Source organism: Cryptosporangium aurantiacum, from assembly GCF_900143005.1.
GTDB classification, from domain to species: domain Bacteria; phylum Actinomycetota; class Actinomycetes; order Mycobacteriales; family Cryptosporangiaceae; genus Cryptosporangium; species Cryptosporangium aurantiacum.
The window spans coordinates 134,987-151,274 of sequence record NZ_FRCS01000015.1 but is presented as its reverse complement, the minus strand read 5'-3'; the positions used below and the strand labels follow the sequence as shown (position 1 = coordinate 151,274).

The 16,288-nt window shown below is 71.1% G+C and carries 17 protein-coding genes and 1 tRNA gene; 14 read left to right on the top strand and 4 right to left on the bottom strand.

Going from position 1 to position 16,288, the window contains the following annotated elements:
• Positions 1 to 46 precede the first annotated feature (46 nt).
• From BUB75_RS46695 to BUB75_RS34945, 9 genes are all read left to right on the top strand, one after another.
• Complete coding sequence (locus tag BUB75_RS46695; protein ID WP_073263416.1) at positions 47 to 433, top strand: hypothetical protein; 387 nt, start codon at positions 47 to 49, stop codon at positions 431 to 433.
• A complete protein-coding gene (locus tag BUB75_RS46690; protein WP_073263414.1) occupies positions 430 to 843 on the top strand; it encodes an SLOG family protein in 414 nt (137 codons plus the stop codon). Before BUB75_RS46695 ends, BUB75_RS46690 begins: the two co-directional genes overlap by 4 nt.
• Positions 840 to 2,684, top strand: coding sequence for a DNA polymerase (locus BUB75_RS34975; protein ID WP_073263413.1), 1,845 nt, complete (start codon positions 840 to 842; stop codon positions 2,682 to 2,684). Before BUB75_RS46690 ends, BUB75_RS34975 begins: the two co-directional genes overlap by 4 nt.
• Entirely contained in the window at positions 2,681 to 3,106 is a 426-nt protein-coding gene (locus tag BUB75_RS34970; protein WP_073263411.1) for an AAA family ATPase, read from the top strand. Before BUB75_RS34975 ends, BUB75_RS34970 begins: the two co-directional genes overlap by 4 nt.
• Positions 3,106 to 3,969 carry a bifunctional DNA primase/polymerase gene (locus tag BUB75_RS34965; RefSeq protein ID WP_073263409.1) on the top strand — a complete coding sequence of 288 codons (864 nt, stop codon included), beginning with the start codon at positions 3,106 to 3,108 and terminating at the stop codon, positions 3,967 to 3,969. Before BUB75_RS34970 ends, BUB75_RS34965 begins: the two co-directional genes overlap by 1 nt.
• The gene (locus tag BUB75_RS34960) at positions 3,966 to 4,820 is read left to right on the top strand and encodes a deazapurine DNA modification protein DpdA family protein (protein ID WP_073263408.1); all 855 of its coding nucleotides are present in this window, start codon (positions 3,966 to 3,968) and stop codon (positions 4,818 to 4,820) included. Before BUB75_RS34965 ends, BUB75_RS34960 begins: the two co-directional genes overlap by 4 nt.
• Positions 4,817 to 6,169 carry a DUF3631 domain-containing protein gene (locus BUB75_RS34955; protein ID WP_073263406.1) on the top strand — a complete coding sequence of 451 codons (1,353 nt, stop codon included), beginning with the start codon at positions 4,817 to 4,819 and terminating at the stop codon, positions 6,167 to 6,169. The genes BUB75_RS34960 and BUB75_RS34955 overlap by 4 nt, the downstream gene beginning before the upstream one ends.
• A gap of 197 nt (positions 6,170 to 6,366) precedes the next feature.
• The gene (locus BUB75_RS47340; RefSeq protein ID WP_073263404.1) at positions 6,367 to 6,573 is read left to right on the top strand and encodes a helix-turn-helix transcriptional regulator; all 207 of its coding nucleotides are present in this window, start codon (positions 6,367 to 6,369) and stop codon (positions 6,571 to 6,573) included.
• Positions 6,574 to 7,959, top strand: a complete 1,386-nt coding sequence (locus BUB75_RS34945; RefSeq protein WP_073263402.1) for a tyrosine-type recombinase/integrase — start codon at positions 6,574 to 6,576, stop codon at positions 7,957 to 7,959.
• Positions 7,960 to 8,088: 129 nt separating this feature from the next.
• Here BUB75_RS34945 and BUB75_RS34940 read toward each other — a convergent pair.
• Both BUB75_RS34940 and BUB75_RS34935 read right to left on the bottom strand, forming a co-directional pair.
• Positions 8,089 to 8,161: transfer RNA gene (locus BUB75_RS34940), tRNA-Arg, on the bottom strand.
• 103 nt (positions 8,162 to 8,264) lie between these two features.
• Positions 8,265 to 9,497: a multidrug effflux MFS transporter gene (locus tag BUB75_RS34935; RefSeq protein ID WP_084742096.1), complete on the bottom strand. Its 1,233-nt coding sequence runs from the start codon at positions 9,495 to 9,497 to the stop codon at positions 8,265 to 8,267.
• Between the two features lie 50 nt (positions 9,498 to 9,547).
• On the opposite strand from BUB75_RS34935, the gene BUB75_RS34930 reads away from it, so the two are divergent.
• On the top strand, positions 9,548 to 10,015 hold the full coding sequence (locus tag BUB75_RS34930; protein ID WP_178380061.1) for a MarR family winged helix-turn-helix transcriptional regulator: 468 nt from the start codon (positions 9,548 to 9,550) through the stop codon (positions 10,013 to 10,015).
• 119 nt (positions 10,016 to 10,134) lie between these two features.
• On the opposite strand, the gene BUB75_RS34925 is transcribed toward BUB75_RS34930, so the two are convergent.
• Entirely contained in the window at positions 10,135 to 10,791 is a 657-nt protein-coding gene (locus tag BUB75_RS34925; protein ID WP_073263398.1) for a hypothetical protein, read from the bottom strand.
• Between the two features lie 259 nt (positions 10,792 to 11,050).
• Here BUB75_RS34925 and BUB75_RS34920 point away from each other — a divergent pair, with 259 nt between their 5' ends.
• The 4 genes from BUB75_RS34920 to BUB75_RS34905 are packed head-to-tail and all read left to right on the top strand — an operon-like array spanning position 11,051 to position 15,108.
• The gene (locus tag BUB75_RS34920; RefSeq protein ID WP_073263396.1) at positions 11,051 to 11,527 is read left to right on the top strand and encodes a MarR family winged helix-turn-helix transcriptional regulator; all 477 of its coding nucleotides are present in this window, start codon (positions 11,051 to 11,053) and stop codon (positions 11,525 to 11,527) included.
• Between the two features lie 45 nt (positions 11,528 to 11,572).
• A complete protein-coding gene (locus BUB75_RS34915) occupies positions 11,573 to 13,174 on the top strand; it encodes a phospholipase D family protein (RefSeq protein WP_073263393.1) in 1,602 nt (533 codons plus the stop codon).
• A gap of 45 nt (positions 13,175 to 13,219) precedes the next feature.
• Positions 13,220 to 14,350: a glycosyltransferase gene (locus tag BUB75_RS34910; protein WP_143175613.1), complete on the top strand. Its 1,131-nt coding sequence runs from the start codon at positions 13,220 to 13,222 to the stop codon at positions 14,348 to 14,350.
• 5 nt (positions 14,351 to 14,355) lie between these two features.
• A complete protein-coding gene (locus tag BUB75_RS34905; RefSeq protein WP_073263391.1) occupies positions 14,356 to 15,108 on the top strand; it encodes a class I SAM-dependent methyltransferase in 753 nt (250 codons plus the stop codon).
• A 57-nt stretch (positions 15,109 to 15,165) separates the two neighbouring features.
• Here BUB75_RS34905 and BUB75_RS34900 read toward each other — a convergent pair whose 3' ends face one another.
• Complete coding sequence (locus BUB75_RS34900; protein ID WP_084742094.1) at positions 15,166 to 16,230, bottom strand: lysylphosphatidylglycerol synthase domain-containing protein; 1,065 nt, start codon at positions 16,228 to 16,230, stop codon at positions 15,166 to 15,168.
• Positions 16,231 to 16,288: the final 58 nt, after the last annotated feature.

Here is a 16,288-nt window from a genome sequence, read left to right as displayed (position 1 = left end):
CCCCCGCGTCTGTACTCCGTGATCGGCTGCCAGGGAGGTAACCGCCGTGACCCGCACGATCCCGACACCTCAGGCCGGTCTGTTCGACCCCGAGCCCCTCACCGCCCTCACCCCACCGACCCGGCTCCCGGCCGGTCCCCGGGACGTGCTGCCGCGCCCGGTTCAGCACGGGGAGCAGGGCGCGTTGCTCGAGCCGCCGGTCGAGCCGGAACCGCCGTCGCTGCCCTACCGGGCGGCCGATCCGGCGCCGCTCTCGGCCGCGCTGGTCGGCGACCGTTACGACTGGTTGGCCGCGGTGCTGCCCGATCCGGCGCCGGTGTGGTGCACCGCCCACCGCGCCGTGATGCGGCGGGTCGGGGCGGCGCGGTTGCTCTACGCCTGCGACCGGTGCACCGCCGAACGCCCCGACTCCTCGGCGGGGGTGGCGGCGTGAGGATCCTCGTCACCGGCTCCCGGACCTGGCGCGATCCCGTGGGGATCGCCGCCGCGCTCGATGCGGCGACTGTCGACCACCCCGGCCGGCACGTGCTGGTCCACGGCGCCGCGGCCGGAGCCGACCGGGCCGCCGCAGCGCACGCGACCCGCCGCGGTTGGCTGGTCGAGGCGTATCCGGCGGACTGGCGCAGCTGCGCGGAGTCCTGTCAGCCCGGTCACCGGCGCACCAACGCCCGCGGTGAGTACTGCCCGACCGCCGGACACCGACGGAACGCCGCGATGGTCGCCGCGGGCGCCGATCTGTGCGTGGCGTTCATCCGCAACGGCTCACCGGGGGCGACCGGCTGCGCGGCGCTGGCCGAGGACGCCGGAATCCCCGTCGAGCGGCACCGGAAGGACGACCGATGACCAGCACCTACACCCGCCGACACGGCGGCCACACCTCGACCATCTACGCCCCCCGCGCCGGATCTCCGCTCGATCTGTCCGCGGTGCGGGCGGACCTGGCGAATCCGGTGCTCGGGTTGGACGTCGAGACCCGCGCGATCCTCGACGGCGGCCCCGGGCACTTCGGGCCGGACGCCGGGGTCCGCCTCGTGCAACTCGCCTCGCCCACGACGGCGTGGGTCTTCGACCCGACCGACGACCACCAGTACGCGCTAGTGGCCGACATACTGTCCAACCCGGACCGCCGGTTTGTCACCTTCACCCCCTATGACGTGCTGGCGGTGTGGTCGGCGTTCGGAATCGCGCTCGGTCAGCGGGTGGTGGATGCCCACCTGTTGTCGAAGTTGATCGAGCCGGACGAACGCTCCGGACACAAGCTGAAGGGACTCACCGCCCGATACCTCGATAGCGGCCTAGTCGAGGCCGAGACGGCTTTGCAGATCCGGGCGCAGACCCTCGCCCCGGTCGGGCAGCGCGCCGCGGACGCGGCGATGCAGTGGGCGTGGAACCACCTTCCGGCCGACGACCCGTCCTACGTGGTCTACGCCGGCATGGACGCGATCTACGTCCGCCGCCTCCTCCCGGTACTGCTGCAGCTGTGCGCGCCGTTCGCCCACCTCGTGGCCGTCGAACAGTGGCTGGCCGCGCAGGCGGTCGGCATCACCATCCGCGGTCTGGCCCTCGACGCCGACTACACCCGCGCCCTCCTCGGCGAGATCGCGACCGAACACGCCACAGCGAGCGCCGCGATCCGCGACGGTCTCGGCTTTCCGGCCGGCTCTCCGCGGTTCGCCGAGTGGCTCGAAGGCCAAGGAGTGGACGGGCCGCGGACCGACACCGGCCGCCTGCAGGTCACCAAAGAGACCCTCAAGGCCCTCGTGACCGCGGTCGACGCGGGCACGCTGCGCCTCGACCCCGAGGCGACGGCGTTGCTGCGCGCCCGCCAGCGGGTGTCCGCGACGTCGAACGCGATGGCCAACCTGCGGTCGTTCCTCACCCACGCCGACGCGGCCGGCCGGGTGCATCCGGCGGTGAATACGCTCCGCGCCCGCACCGGGCGCATGAGCATCACCGGCCCGGCGCTGCAGACGCTGAAAAAGACAGACACGCGCCTTCGGCACTCATTCCGAGCCGACCCCGGACACACCCTCGTGAGCTGCGACTTCAAGGCCGTTGAGGTCCGGGTCGCCGCCGCGCTCTCCCGGGATCGGGCGCTGTGGCGGGTGATCGAGTCCGGCGTCGATATCCACGACGCCACCGCCGCCCTCATGTTCGGGACGCCGTTCACCCCGACACAGCGCACCCTGTCCAAGCGGGCCACGTTCGGCACCATCTACGGCGGCGGCGTCCGCGCCCTCGCGGCACAGACCGGCGTTCCCGAGCACGTGGCCGCGGACGTGATCGACCGGTGGCGGAGCACCTACCCGCAGGTCATCGCCTACGGCAAACGCATCAGCTACGACCCGATTGTGGTCACCGGCTCCGGCCGCCGGATCCCCGCTGACCCGGCGCGGTCCTACGCCAATTCCAACTACTCGATCCAGTCGACCGCGAGGGACTTGCTGGTCGCCGCGGTCTACGAACTCGTCGTCACCCACCGCCTCGACCCCGCCGCGCTGTGGCTGTTCGTCCATGACGAGGTGATCCTGCACGTCCGCACCGCCGACGCCGAAGACGTCCGACGGCTGGTCGCGCAGGTCATGACCAGCACCTACCGCGGCGTGCCGATCGAGGCGGACGCGGAGATCCTCGGCACCCACTGGGGCCGCCTCGACACCGAGGTCGCGGGGGTGGCGGCATGACGGCGCTACACCTGACGGTCGGGCCGCCCGGGTCGGGCAAGTCCACCTGGGCACGTGCATGGGTCGATCAAGCCCGCGCCACAGGAGCACCCGCGGCGCGGATCAACCGCGACGACCTGCGCGTGATGATGTACGGGCGGCTCACCGGCGTCCCCGAGGACCACGTCACCGCCGTGGTTCACGCCGCGGTCCGGGCGCTCCTCGCGCTTGGTGTGGACGTCGTGTGCGACAACACCAACCTCCGCCGTCAGCACCGCCAGGCCCTCGCCGAGATCGGACAGTCGGTAGACGCGCAGGTGGTCGAGCACCGCGAGTTCCTCGACGTCCCGCTGACCGACTGCGTCCGCCGTGACCTCGCCCGCGGTGTGAGCCGGGTCGGGATAGCCGAGATCACGCGTCTGATGAACGAGGCGGAACTCTGATGACGGCCCCCGATCCGATGCTCACCGGGGCATTCTCGAACGCCGCCCGGGGCTGGCCGGTGTTCTTCCTCGGACAGTCCAAGCGCCCGGTGAACAACTGCCCAGCCTGCGACGACGCCGACCCCGACCACGACCCCGCGGCCTGCAACTGCCTGTGCTGCCACTCCTTCTACGCCGCCACGCTCGACCCGGACCGTATCCGGGCCATGCACACGACGATCCCGGGCGGTCTACTCGCCATCGCCACCGGTGCCGTCTCCGGTCTCGTGGTCGTGGACATCGACCCGCGTAACGGCGGCGCGCTCGACCCGGCCCTGATGACCCCGACGTACGCGGTGGCCAGCGGGGGAGGCGGCTGGCACCTGTACTACCGCCACCCCGGCGGCCGGATCCCGTCCCGGCGACTCGACGGCCGGCCCGGTGTAGACATCAAGGCCGACGGCGGATACGTCGTGGCCCCGCCCTCGATCCACCCGGCCACCGGTCAGCCGTACCGGCAGGCTGGGGACCGGCCGGTGAATGAGATGCGCCCCCCGCTGCTGGCGTCCTGCCGCGCAGCTGCGGGCGTCGCCGCCGCACCCGATCCGCGCCCGACCCCGACGACGCACGGGGGGCGCATCTCATCCCCGCCCGCGCTGCTCGCCGCGCATCTGGCGGCGGTCGAGAACGCCCCACCCGGCCGGCGTCGCACCACCCTCTACGGCGCCGCCCGCGGCGTCGCCCGGATGGTCGCCGCGAACGCGATCAGCCACGCCGAGGCCATCGACGCCCTCACCGCCGTAGGCCATGCGGTCGGTCAGCCCGAACGGGACGCACGGGCCGCGATCGTCGGCGGGTTCCGCGCTGAAGGAGTGGCGATATGAACGCGCCGCTCGCCCCCGCTGGCTACGTCTTCTACCTCGGTGCTCCGGCCCCGGGGTGGCTGGCCAAACCCGAGGTCAACGCCGAACAGGCGCCGCTGATGGTCTCCGACCGGCGACTGCGGGTCTACAAGACACTGCCCCGCGCCCGGGTGCCGTGGGTGCTGGACTCCGGCGGCTTCTCCGAGCTCAAAGAGTTCGGCACGTGGACCGTCACCCCGGCCGAGTACGCCGCCCGGGCACGCCGCTACCAGGAGGAGATCGGGCAACTGGCGTGGGCCGCGCCGCAGGACTGGATGTGCGAACAAGCCATCATCGACGGCGGCCAGTTCGGGCCGCAGCGCTTCGTCGGCACCCACCTCTCGGTGCCCGAACACCACCTCCGCACCGTGGTCAACGCCGTCGAGCTGAGCATGCTCGCGCCGGACGTCCGGTGGCTGCGCATCGTGCAGGGCGACACCCCCGAGGACTACGAACGCTGCGACGACCTCTACCTCCAACACGGCATCGACCTGCGGAAAGAACCCCTCGTCGGGGTCGGATCGGTCTGCCGCCGCCAAGGGACCGGCGAAGGACACGCGATCTTCACCGCCCTGCGAGCCCGGGGCCTGACCCGGTTGCACGGCTTCGGCGTCAAAACCCTCGGACTGCGCAACTACGACGACCCGTGGGCCAGCACCGACTCGATGGCGTGGGCCTTCACCGCCCGCCGGCTCCGCCGTCCCGCGCTCCCCGAGTGCGTCCGCGCGGGCCGGCACAAGAACTGCGCCAACTGCCTGCGCTACGCCCTGACCTGGCGACGCCGCCTCCTCAACGCACTGCTCCCCGAACCGAGCCACCGGGAGGCAGCATGACCACCGACCCCGTACCGCAGATGCGCGACGGCGAGCCTGCCGAGGGCGCCGCGGTGCTCGATCAGGTCGCCGCGTTCATCGCCCGGTTCGTCGCCTTCCCCAGCCCGCACGCGCTCACCGCCGTCACGCTATGGGCCGCACACACCCACGCCATCGACGCGTTCTACGTCACCCCGCGCCTCGTGCTCGACTCAGCCGAACCGCAGTCGGGCAAAACCCGGGTGCTCGAACTCCTCGCGCTGCTCTGCCGCGACCCGGAAATGACCATCTCCGCGACCGTCCCGGCGATCTTCCGCATGCTCGTCGAGAAGCCCTACAGCCTCCTGTTCGACGAGGTCGACGCGATCTTCAACCCGCGCAACGGCGGCAACTACGAAGACCTCCGCGCGCTGCTCAACGCCGGCTACAAACGCGGCGCCGCCATCGCCCGCTGCGTCGGCGACGCCTCAAAGATGCAGGTCCAAAGGTTCAAGGTGTTCGCCCCCGTCGCGCTCGCCGGACTGGCCGGGAACATGCCCGACACCATCACCACACGCGCGATCACCGTGCACATGCGCAAGCGACGCCACGACCAGGAAGTCGAGTCCTTCTACACCCGCGACGCCGAACCCGAAGCCGCTCCCATCCGCCAGGCCCTCGCCCGCTGGATCGGCGAACGCACCGACGCTCTCGCAGCTGCGCGCCCGACCATGCCGGCCGGCGTGGTCGACCGGCACGCCGAAATCTGGGAAGCCCTCCTCGCAGTCGCCGACGCCGCCGGAGGCCCCTGGCCCGGCCGTGCCCGCGACGCCTGCGCGTACTTCGTCCTGACCACTCGACCCGGCGAACTGAGCTTCGGTGTCCGCCTCCTCACCGACCTCGACGCCCTGTTCGCCGAGCGGCTGACCGACCGGCTATCCACCACCGAGATCCTCAAGCACCTCCTCGCCCTCGACGACGCCCCCTGGCCCGACCTCGGGAAGGGCAAGGCCCTCGACGCCCGCAGGCTGTCCCGGGAGCTCTCCCGCTACGACATCAAACCGGTGCCGTTCCGGCACCCGGTCACCGATGAGGTCCTCAAGGGCTACGTCACCTACCCCACCGACGTCCAAAGCGGCCTCAACGACGCTTGGAGTCGCTACCTGCGGCGGCCGGACCCGAATTCCTCGGTTACAGCGGTTACCGCGGTTACAACGCAGGTCAGCGACGTAACCGCAAACCAGCCTGTAACCGCAACAGCGGTTACAACCACCCCCAACGCCGAGGGTGTAACCGATGTTGCGGTTACAGCCCCTCCATCGGTTACGCCCCTGACCAGCAACGTAACCGACGTAACCGCTGTAACCGCTAAATGTGGTGATGCCGCATGACCCGCCGCCCCGCCAGCCGGCGCGGGCACTCGGAACCGGCCCGGTCAAACCCTCTGTGCGCGTTCGGCGGTACCCGAGACACCGACCCCCGATCGACAGGGCCGCAGACGCGCGCACAGCGGCCCGCCAGAGCGGCCCCACCGCCCGGTTCACCCGCGCATCTCGTCACCCCAATCCCCGTCCGGAAGGAGCCCACCGTGACCACCAAGCCCGCAGGCGGCCGAACCAAGTTGACGGTCGCCGAGCTCTGCGAAGAACTCGACGTCAACCGGTCGACCTTCTACGAATGGCGAGCCAAGGGACGGGCGCCCCGCTGCATCCGCCTCCCCAACGGAGAGCTACGGATCCGCCGGGCAGACCTCGAAGCGTGGCTCGACCGCCTCGCCGACGACGAGGCGGCCTGAGTGGAGACGACCTACGACGTCCGGATCTGGAAGACCCTCGTCCGTAAGGGCAAGCGCAAGACGACCTACTGGGTTCGCTGGATCGTGGCCGGCCGCGAGAGGTGGGAACCGTTCACGACCAAGGGTCTGGCCGAGAGCTTCCGCTCCGAACTCCTCGCCGCGGCCCGCAAGGGCGAGGCGTTCAACGTGGCCACCGGCCTCCCCGTGTCGATGGAACGGGCGACCAAGCTCGACGCGGCCTGGTACGACTTCGCGTCCTCCTACGTAGACACGAAGTGGAAGCGCAGCGCCGGGACCACCCGCCGGACGAACGCCGAAGCGCTGACGACCGTCACCGAGGCGATGCTGACGACCTCGCGCGGACGGCCGGACGGCCGGGTCCTGCGGTCGGCGCTGACCCGGTGGGCCTTCAACACCGCCCGGCGCGACACAGCCGAACGGCCGGCCGAGATCGAGGCGGCTCTCCGGTGGGTCAGCACGCACAGCCGGCCGGTAGCCGCACTGGCAGAACCCAAGGTGCTCCGCGGCGTGCTCGACGCGATCACGCACAAGGTCGACGGGGGAACCGCCGCGCCGTCGGTGGCCAACCGCAAGCGAATCGTGCTGAACGCGGCGATCAACCACGCGATCGAGGAGGGGTTGCTGACCGAGAACCCCATCCCGGCCCTGAAATGGACACCGCCGACAAAGTCGATCCGGCCCGTCGACCGCCGCAGCGTGCCCAACCCCGTGCAGGCGCGCACCCTCCTCGCCGCGGTCCGAGCGCAGCAACCGAGCGGCCCGCGGCTGGTCGCATTCTTCGGCTGCATCTACTTCGCGGCACTGCGACCGGAAGAGGTAGTCGCCCTGGCCAAGCCCAACCTCGCGATCCCGGCCGACGGGTGGGGCATGTTCTACCTCGACGGGGCCGCGCCGCACGCCGGGCGGGACTGGACCGACAGCGGCAACGAACGAGACGACCGCAGGCAGCTCAAACACCGCGACGTCGGCGACACACGCCCCGTGCCGTGCCCACCAGAGCTGACCGCCCTCTTGAACGAGCACATCGCCGAGTTCGGCTTCGGACCGGATGGCCGGCTGCTCAGCGGCGTGCGGGGCGGCGTGCTCGCGAAAATCACTATCGGCCGATCCTGGGAACGCGCCCGGCTCGACGCGTTCACCCCCGAAGTCGCAGCCTCACCGCTCGCGGCGACGCCGTACCACCTCCGGCACGCGGCGATCTCGACGTGGGTCAACGGAGGAGTGCCGGTCACCGACGCAGCTGCGTGGGCCGGCCACTCCGTCGACGTCCTGCAGAAGATATACGCGCAATGCCTCGACCAGAGTGACGCGATCAACCGCCAACGCGTCGAGGCTGCCCTCGGCCACCGGCGCCCCGGCCGGTGAAACTCGCACGCGCCCTGCACGTGAATGGCCGTAGACGGTCGGTGACGGCCGGATACAGCCGGACAGGCGGATGAGTGATCCGGCGGCTTATCCGCTGGTCAGCGGGCCGTCCGCGCTGGTCAATAGTTGTGCCCTCGGGCAGATTCGAACTGCCGACACCCGCTTTAGGAGAGCGGTGCTCTATCCCCTGAGCTACGAGGGCCTGGCCGACGTCGCCGTCGGCACAGCGGAGCCGCGCGGCCTGCGCCGCCCGGATCCGGCCCCAGCGTATCGGTAACCGCCCCGTCCGCGTTCCGAGTATCGGGTTAGTGGCCTGGCTGGGGCTCGCGCGTCAGCGTCGCCAGGGCCACCACCGCGACCGCCGCCGACACCACCATCACGATCGCCATCGGCACCGCCGTGCCCTCCCCACCGAGCCCCACCAGCGGCGACACCACCGCCGCCAGCGCGAACTGCCCCGCGCCGATCACCGCGGAGCCGGTGCCGGCGGCGGACGGCGTCTGGGCGATCGCCAGCGACGTCGCGTTGCCCATCACCAAGCCTACGGACGTCACACACAGCCAGAGCAGCACCAGTACCCCGACCGTGGTCAGCAGGCCGGTCAGCGTCAGCACTGCGAGGACGACCGTCCAGGTCAGCAACGACCCTAGCCCGACGATCAGCATCCGCCGCGCCCCGAATCGGCCGACGACCCGGGCGTTGACCAGGCTGCCGAGCGTCAGCCCCACGGCGTTCGCGGCGAACGCCACCGAGTACCAGCCGGACGACAGCCCGAACACGGTCTGCAGGACGAACGGAGACGCCGAGATGTACCCGAACAGCGTCCCGAACGTGAAGATGAACGCCAGCGTGTAGCCGACGTAGCGCCGGTTGCCGAGCACGGTCCGGGCCCCACGCAGCGTCGCCGACACGCCGCCCCGCTGGCGCGAAGACGCGGGCAGCGTCTCCCGCAGCACGAAGAACGACCCGATCAGCATCACGACCGCGGCCACGGTCAACACGCCGAACACGCCGCGCCACCCGACCGGACCGAGCAACGCACCACCGAGCAGCGGAGCCACCACCGGCGCGATCCCGCCGATCGTCATCAGCACCGAAAATATCCGGGCCGCCGCCGCGCCCCGGACCGTGTCCGCCACGATCGCCCGGCCGAGAACAACGCCGGCTGCGCCGGCAAACCCCTGCAGGAACCGGAAGGCGATCAGTGCACCGACGTTCGGCGCTGCCGCGCACAATGCGGACGCGACGATGCAGACCGCCGCCCCGATCAGCAGTGGCCGCCGCCGGCCCCAGCGGTCGGACAGCGGGCCGATGACGAGCTGACCGATCGCCAACCCGGCCATGAACGTGGTGAGCGTGAGCTGGATGCTCGACGCGTCGGTGCGGAGTTCGTCCGCCATCGTCGGGAAGCCCGGCAGGTACATGTCGGTCGCGAGCGGCGCGATCGCCGAGAGCAGCGCCAGCACGAGCACGGCGAGCAGGGGCAGGGATGCGGTAGCGGCGGTTGTGGTGTCCCGACGGGCGTCCAGCGAAGTCATCAGCGCTCGTTCCAAAGCTTATGGGTTCATACATAAGTTACTATCGGCACGTGTCCGGCGAGAAGACAGCGCCCGAGGCTGTGGCGCTCCTCTCAGGCGAGCTCGCCGCGCTACTCCACGACGTTTCGCGGCAGCTGCGCTCGGCTGCCCACGCCGAGGTGAACCTCGTCCCGCTGCCCGACTCCGAGCGCGACGTCCTCCGTTACGTCGGCCGTAACCCCGGCAGTGGCGTCGGCGTCGTCGCCCGGGAGCTGCACATGAAGAGCAGCAACGTCAGTGCGGCGGTGCGAAATCTGGTCGCGCGGGACCTGATGATCCGGGAGGCCGACCCCGGCGACCGCCGGATCGCCCGCCTCACGCTCACCGATCAGGCGTATCGCAACCTCGAACGCCTCCAGCGCAGCTGGGACGCCCACCTGGGCGCCGCGCTCGGCCGATTGGAGCCGGGGGATCGGGAGAAACTAGAGGGCGCGGTGCCCGCTCTGCGTGCCCTGGTGCAGGTGCTCCGGGGGCGTTAGCAGGCGGAACGGATGGACGACGGGCTGTTGAGCGACGTCGTCCCCCCGGACCGGAAGCGCGCCACGGGCAAGCTGATCTTCCGCCGCTCGGTGGTGACGCTCTTGTGCGGTGTCGTTCTTCAACCGGGACGGGAGCGGCTCCAACGGGTCCGCCGAACCCCCTCCGGCCGGCGGCTGACCCCGCCGCGGTCAGCCCCGTCGCGGTCGGCCCCGCCGCGACCGGCCCCGCCCAGATACCGCCGGGCCCGCCGCAGCGCTACCGACGCGTGCACGCCGCCCCACCCGAAGAACACGATCGCGACCAGCCGGGCGCCGAACAGCAGCGGGTTGTCGTCGACCTCGGACCGGTCGGCCGCGATCCACCCGGCCTGGATCGCGACGTTCGCGAAGAGCACGCCCGGAAGCAGCAGTCCGAACCGGACGACCCGGTCGGCTTCGCTCGTCGCCAGCTCGTGGTCCTCGCCGGTCATCGGTTCGCCCCGCCGCAGACCGGCGACCACCCGACGCCGGGTCGCCCGGTCGACGCCCCAGAGCAGCGACGGGCCGAGCGCGCCCCGACGGTGGAGCACCCACCAGCTGACGCCCAGCACGATGCCGAGCAGCAGCCCGACCACGACCAGCGCGATCACCGCGAGAACGATCAGCGCCAGGGTGTCGGCGCCGGCGGCGTCCGCGGTCACGATGGCGCCGCAGAGGACCAGGGCGACCGCGATGGCGGTGGCCGTCGTGGAGATGATGAGCGCCCACCGCCAGCGCTGCTGTGCGCGCGCCTCCACTCGCGGGTCCAATGAACTCTTTTCGACCTCGCCTGTCCCGGCAGGCTGAGCGCCGTCCGCCGGGATCGGTCGAAAAGAATTCATCGCTGCCTTCCCGGAGCGGCGGCACGAATGACGGTGCCAGGGTCCTCCACTATGTGACGCTTGTCGGCGATTTGCCGAAAACGCGCGCTGTGGTGATACGACCCACGTGTTGATTTGGTTGCGCAGCGCAAGATCCGAGCTAAGGTTGGTTCGAGCAACTATTAAGGAGGCGGTCATGGCGTCACAGGAGGCCTGCGCCCAACTGCTCGATCAGCTCCCCGCGATCGGTGAGATCAAGCGTCAGTTCCAACGCGTGGTGCCGCCGGTAGGGAGCAAGAACGTCGGGGCGGTCGGCGCGATCCCGACGCTCGCGATCCTCGCCACCGCAGGGGAGCAGCGGGCCAGTGACCTGGCCGAACGGCTCCGGGTGGACCTCTCGGTGATCAGCAGGCAGGTCACGGCGTTGATCGAGGCCGGCCTCGTCGCGCGGGCGACCGACCCCTCCGATCGCCGCGTGCACCACCTCGCGATCACCGATTCCGGCCTGCAGACGCTACGGCAGCACCGGGAACAGATGGTCGAACTGATCTCGCGCGGCCTGGACGACTGGTCGGACCAGGACGTCGTGGTCTTCGCGCAGCTTTTGCGCCGATTCGCCGACTCGGTGGCCGGTGCGGTGGCGCCGCCACGCCCGGCTGCGGTCGCCGTTTGACCCCGGCGGGTGTGGCAACCCACCCCGACGGGGTAACGGCAGGGCATGCCCCTCGACGACTGGTTCCTCACCGCGGACGAGCGCGGCAACCCGTCTACCCGGCTGGACTCGCGGCACCCCGACGGCGCTGCCTGGACCACCGGGAACGAGGTTCGGCCGCTGATCCACGGCGCCACGTACTTCGCCGACCTGGTGAAAGAGATCGACGCCGCCCAGGACGGCGACATCCTGTTCTTCACCGACTGGCGCGGTGACCCCGACCAGCTGCTCGCCGAGCCCGACCGCACGGTCCACTCCGTGCTCGCCGAGGCCATCGCGCGCGGCGTCGTCGTCAAGGGCCTGATGTGGCGCTCCCACCTTGACAAGCTGCAGTTCAGCGCCGAGGAGAACCGCCACCTGGGCGTCGAGGTCGAGGAAGCGGGCGGCGAGGTGCTGCTCGACATGCGCGTCCGCACCGGGGGCTCCCACCACCAGAAGTTCGTCGTGATCCGGCACCCCGGCAAACCGGAGCAGGACATCGCCTATCTCGGCGGCATCGATCTCGGGCACAGCCGCCGCGACGACGCCGACCACAACGGTGACCCGCAGCCCCAACCGATGCCGGACGTGTACGGGCCCCGGCCGCCCTGGCACGACGTCCAGGTCGCGGTGCGGGGGCCCGCGGTCGGCGACGTCGACACGGTCTTCCGGGAACGCTGGGAGGACCCGAGCCCGCTCTCGAACAACCCCGCCCGGGTCGTCCGCGACCTGCTGTCGCACCGGGACATCACCCCGGACGCGCTGCCCGACCAGCCCGGCGACCCCGAGCCGTGCGGCACCCAGGCCGTCCAGATCTTGCGCACGTACCCGCACCGGCGGCGGAACAGCTACCCGTTCGCGCCCGACGGCGAGCGCAGCATCGCTCGTGCCTACCTCAAGGCGCTCAAGCGCGCCCGGAAGCTGATCTACCTGGAGGACCAGTACCTCTGGTCCTCGGACGTGGCGGCGTGTTTCGCCGAGGCGCTGCACCAGAACCCCGACCTGCACTTGATCGCGGTTGTCCCGTCCTATCCCGACCAGGGGGGCCTCTCCACGACCGGCGAGAACCTCGGACGCAACCGGGCGCTGGAGAAGTTCCGCGCGGTCGCTCACGACCGCGTCGCCGTCTACGCCCCCGAGAACCGGGACGGCACGCCGGTCTACGTCCATGCGAAGGTCTGCGTCATCGACGACGTCTGGGCCGTCGTGGGCTCCGACAACCTCAACCGCCGGTCCTGGACCTACGACTCCGAGCTGTCCTGCGCGGTGATCGACGAGGAACACGACCGGCGGGAGCCGCTCGACCCCGGCGGGCTCGGCGACGGCGCGCGGGTCTACGCCCGCGACCTGCGGCTCGCGCTCGCCGCCGAGCACCTCGAGCTCAAACCCGACGAGGTGGACGCGTTGGCCGACCCGGATACCGCGTTCCGTGCGTTCAAGGAATCCGCCGACGCGCTGGACGCGTGGCACCGCGGCGGGAAGCCGGGCCCGCGGCCGTCCGGGCGGCTGCGGCCGTACTCGCCGGCGAAGCTGAAGCCGCTGGCCGGGATCTGGGCGGATCCGCTCTACCAGTACCTGCTCGACCCCGACGGCCGTCCGCGGAAGCTCCGGCGCGCAGACGACTTCTGACCGGCGCATTCTTGGTTCGTGGACCAGGCCCGGTAGCCTGGCGCGGTGCGCTGGCTGGCTTTCGGCACTTACGACGTGCAACGGCACCCTCGGGTCGCCGTCCTGATCGACGGGCTGCGCGAGTCCGGCGACGAGGTCGTCGAGGTCAACGATCCGCTGCCGCTCGACACTGCCGGACGCGTCCAGATGCTCCGGCAGCCCTGGCGGCTGCCGGTCCTCGCCTGGCAGCTCGGCCGCTGCTGGTCCCGTCTGATCGCCGGTGCCCGACGCGCGCGTAAGAACGGCCAGGTGGACGCCGTGCTGGTCGGCTATCTGGGCCATTTTGACGTCCGGCTGGCGCGCTTCCTGTTCCGGAAGACGCCGATCGTCCTCGACCACCTGGTGTCCGCCGCGGGCACCGCGACCGACCGGGGCCTCGCCGGCTCCGGTGGCGCCAAGCAGAAGCTGCTGCGCTGGATCGACCGTAAGGCGCTGGACAGCGCCGACGTCGTGGTCGTCGACACGCCCGAGCACCGGGACGCGCTGCCCGCCGACGTTCAGCCTCGGGCGGTTGTCACGCCGGTCGGCGCCACCCGCACGTGGTTCGCGGCGAAGACATCCGACCGGCCCGACACCGATCCGCTGCGGGTCGTGTTCGTCGGACTGTTCACGCCGCTGCACGGCACGGCGTACCTCGGTGACGCGTTGGCGCTGCTCGCCGACGAGCCGGGTATCGCGGTGACGATGGTCGGCAAGGGCCAGGACCACGCCGACTGTCAGCGACGGGCAGCGGCGAACACGCGAGTCGAGTGGGTCGACTGGGTCGCCGGGCCGGAACTGCCCGCCTTCGTCGCGTCCCACGACGTCAGCCTGGGCATTTTCGGAACCACCGCAAAGGCGCAGAACGTCGTCCCGACCAAGGTCTATCAGGGCGCTGCCGCAGGCTGCGCGATCCTCACGTCGGACACCCCGCCCCAGCGGGAGATGGTCGGCGACGCCGCGCTGTTCGTGCCGCCCGGTGACGCCGCCGCGCTCGCGGAGGCGCTGCGCGGCCTGGCGTCCGACCGGGAGGCGTTGAAGAACGCCAAGGCCACCGCGCGGAAGCGCGCCGACGAGCACTTCTATCCGGCCCGGGTCGTGGCGGCGCTGCGCGACCGGATCACCGCTCCAGCAGAAACCGTTCCCACGCGAGGTTGACCGATATGTCTGCACCGATCACCCCTCCGCTGACCGCGCGGGCGAACCTGCGCTGGGCCGTGGTCCGGCCGACGCTGGAGCGTCTCGCTCCGAAGGACATCCTCGAGCTCGGCTGCGGCCAGGGCGCGGTGGGCGCCCGGCTCGCGCAGCTCGCGTCGTACACCGGCGTCGAGCCGGACGAGGCGTCGTGGAACGTCGCGTCGTCGCGGGTGACGCCGAACGGTGGCACGGTGCTGCACGGTGATCACCACAAGGTGCCCGAGGGCGCCGAGTTCGACCTGGTGTGCGCGTTCGAGGTGCTGGAGCACATCGCGGACGACCGGGGCAACCTGGCCGACTGGGTCCAGTTCATTCGCGCGGGCGGCAAGCTGATGGTGTCGGTGCCCGCCGACCAGCACCGCTTCGGCCCGTCGGACGAGCTGGTGGGGCACTACCGCCGGTACAGCGTCGAGCAGCTCACGTCGCTGCTGGAGTCGGTGGGCTGCACGGACATCGCGGTGCGTCGGTACGGGTGGCCGGTCGGGTACGCGCTGGAGGCGGTCAGCAACCGGGTCTCGGCGAAGAAGCTCGCGGAGCCGGCTGCGCCGGTGTCGGACGTGATCGAGGAGCGCGGCGCGACCTCCGGACGATTCCTCCAGCCGAAGAAGGTCGCCGGCCAGGCGCTGAAGCTGGGCATGGCGCCGTTCACGTTGATCCAGGAGCTGGCCCCGAAGCGCGGCATCGGCCTGATCGCCGTCGCTACGGGTCCCAAGGGCTGAACCCAACTTCTGCACGCGAAACCGGTCTCTAAGCGCTGCTTAGAGACCGGTTTCGTGTCAGTGGGTGGTGGGCTTGGCCTTGCGGCGGGCGACTGCGAGGAACGTGAACGCCAGCCCCAGGTCGACGACCGTGAGCGCGACTCGCGAGAGCACCGCGACGACCGCGGCTTGCGGAACCGTGACGACTGCCGCGAACGCCGCGGTGAGCGCTGCCTCCCGGACCACGGCACCCGCCGGGACCGGGATCGCGAGCAAGCCGATGGCGTAGCCCAACGCATACCCGCCGATGGCCGCGAGCAGCGCCCGTCCGGCCGGTGCACCGAGACCGATCAGCAGGATCCATGCGTGCAGCCCGAAGCACACGGACACCAGCGCCTGCCAGCCGGCGGCCCGCACCATGCCCCGGACGCTCGGCAGCTTCGGCAGCGCAGGCTGGCGGATCAGGCGGAACCCGAAGTTCAGCAGCGGGCCGAGTACCGCGGGATGCAGCACGGCCAGCAGGACGGGCGCCGTCAGCATGACCCACCAGTACCGCCCCAGGACGTCCGGTGCCGCGAACGGCAACGTGACGGCCGCCAGCGGCAGCCCGACGGCGGCGGTCAGGACGAGCGCCAGCACACCGACCGCGAACCCGACCCGCCTCGGAACCTTGTACTCCCGGCCGAGCTCCATCTGTGTGGCGATCGACCAGACCGAGCCCGGCACGTACTTACCCAGCTGGCTGATGAAGAAGATCCGCGCCGCCGCCAGCGCCGGTATCGGCGAACCGAGATCGGACAGCAGCGACCGCCAGACCTGCATGGCACAGGCCATCGCGAGCACCACCGGCGGCACCGAGACGACGGCCACCCACGGTTCGAGCTGACGCAGGGCGTCCGAGACCTTGTCCCAGTTCGCCACGAGCGCGTAGCCGGCGAATCCGACCATCGCCAGCAGTAGCACCACCTTGGCGACGGTGAGGAGCGTCTTGCGCCCGCTCTTACCGCGGGGCGGCGCTGGTGCCTCGTGGTCCAGGTGGTGCCCGCCGGATGCGATCTCCGCCGACTCGACAGCGGCGTGCCCGTCGGCGGCGCGCTCGACGTCGTCCGACTCAGCGGGGATACCCGACGCCGCGTCGGTCACCGACGCACCGTCGGGGACCTTCGCGGCATCAGGCAGTGTTTCTTCACCTGGAGGGGCA

Coding starts and splice junctions, on each gene's coding strand:
- BUB75_RS34955 (WP_073263406.1), top strand. CDS start 4,817: ATGACCACCGACCCCGTACCGCAGATGCGCGACGGCGAGCCTGCCGAG.
- BUB75_RS34970 (WP_073263411.1), top strand. CDS start 2,681: ATGACGGCGCTACACCTGACGGTCGGGCCGCCCGGGTCGGGCAAGTCC.
- BUB75_RS34935 (WP_084742096.1), bottom strand. CDS start 9,497: ATGACTTCGCTGGACGCCCGTCGGGACACCACAACCGCCGCTACCGCA.
- BUB75_RS34920 (WP_073263396.1), top strand. CDS start 11,051: ATGGCGTCACAGGAGGCCTGCGCCCAACTGCTCGATCAGCTCCCCGCG.
- BUB75_RS34915 (WP_073263393.1), top strand. CDS start 11,573: ATGCCCCTCGACGACTGGTTCCTCACCGCGGACGAGCGCGGCAACCCG.
- BUB75_RS34975 (WP_073263413.1), top strand. CDS start 840: ATGACCAGCACCTACACCCGCCGACACGGCGGCCACACCTCGACCATC.
- BUB75_RS34965 (WP_073263409.1), top strand. CDS start 3,106: ATGACGGCCCCCGATCCGATGCTCACCGGGGCATTCTCGAACGCCGCC.
- BUB75_RS34905 (WP_073263391.1), top strand. CDS start 14,356: ATGTCTGCACCGATCACCCCTCCGCTGACCGCGCGGGCGAACCTGCGC.
- BUB75_RS34960 (WP_073263408.1), top strand. CDS start 3,966: ATGAACGCGCCGCTCGCCCCCGCTGGCTACGTCTTCTACCTCGGTGCT.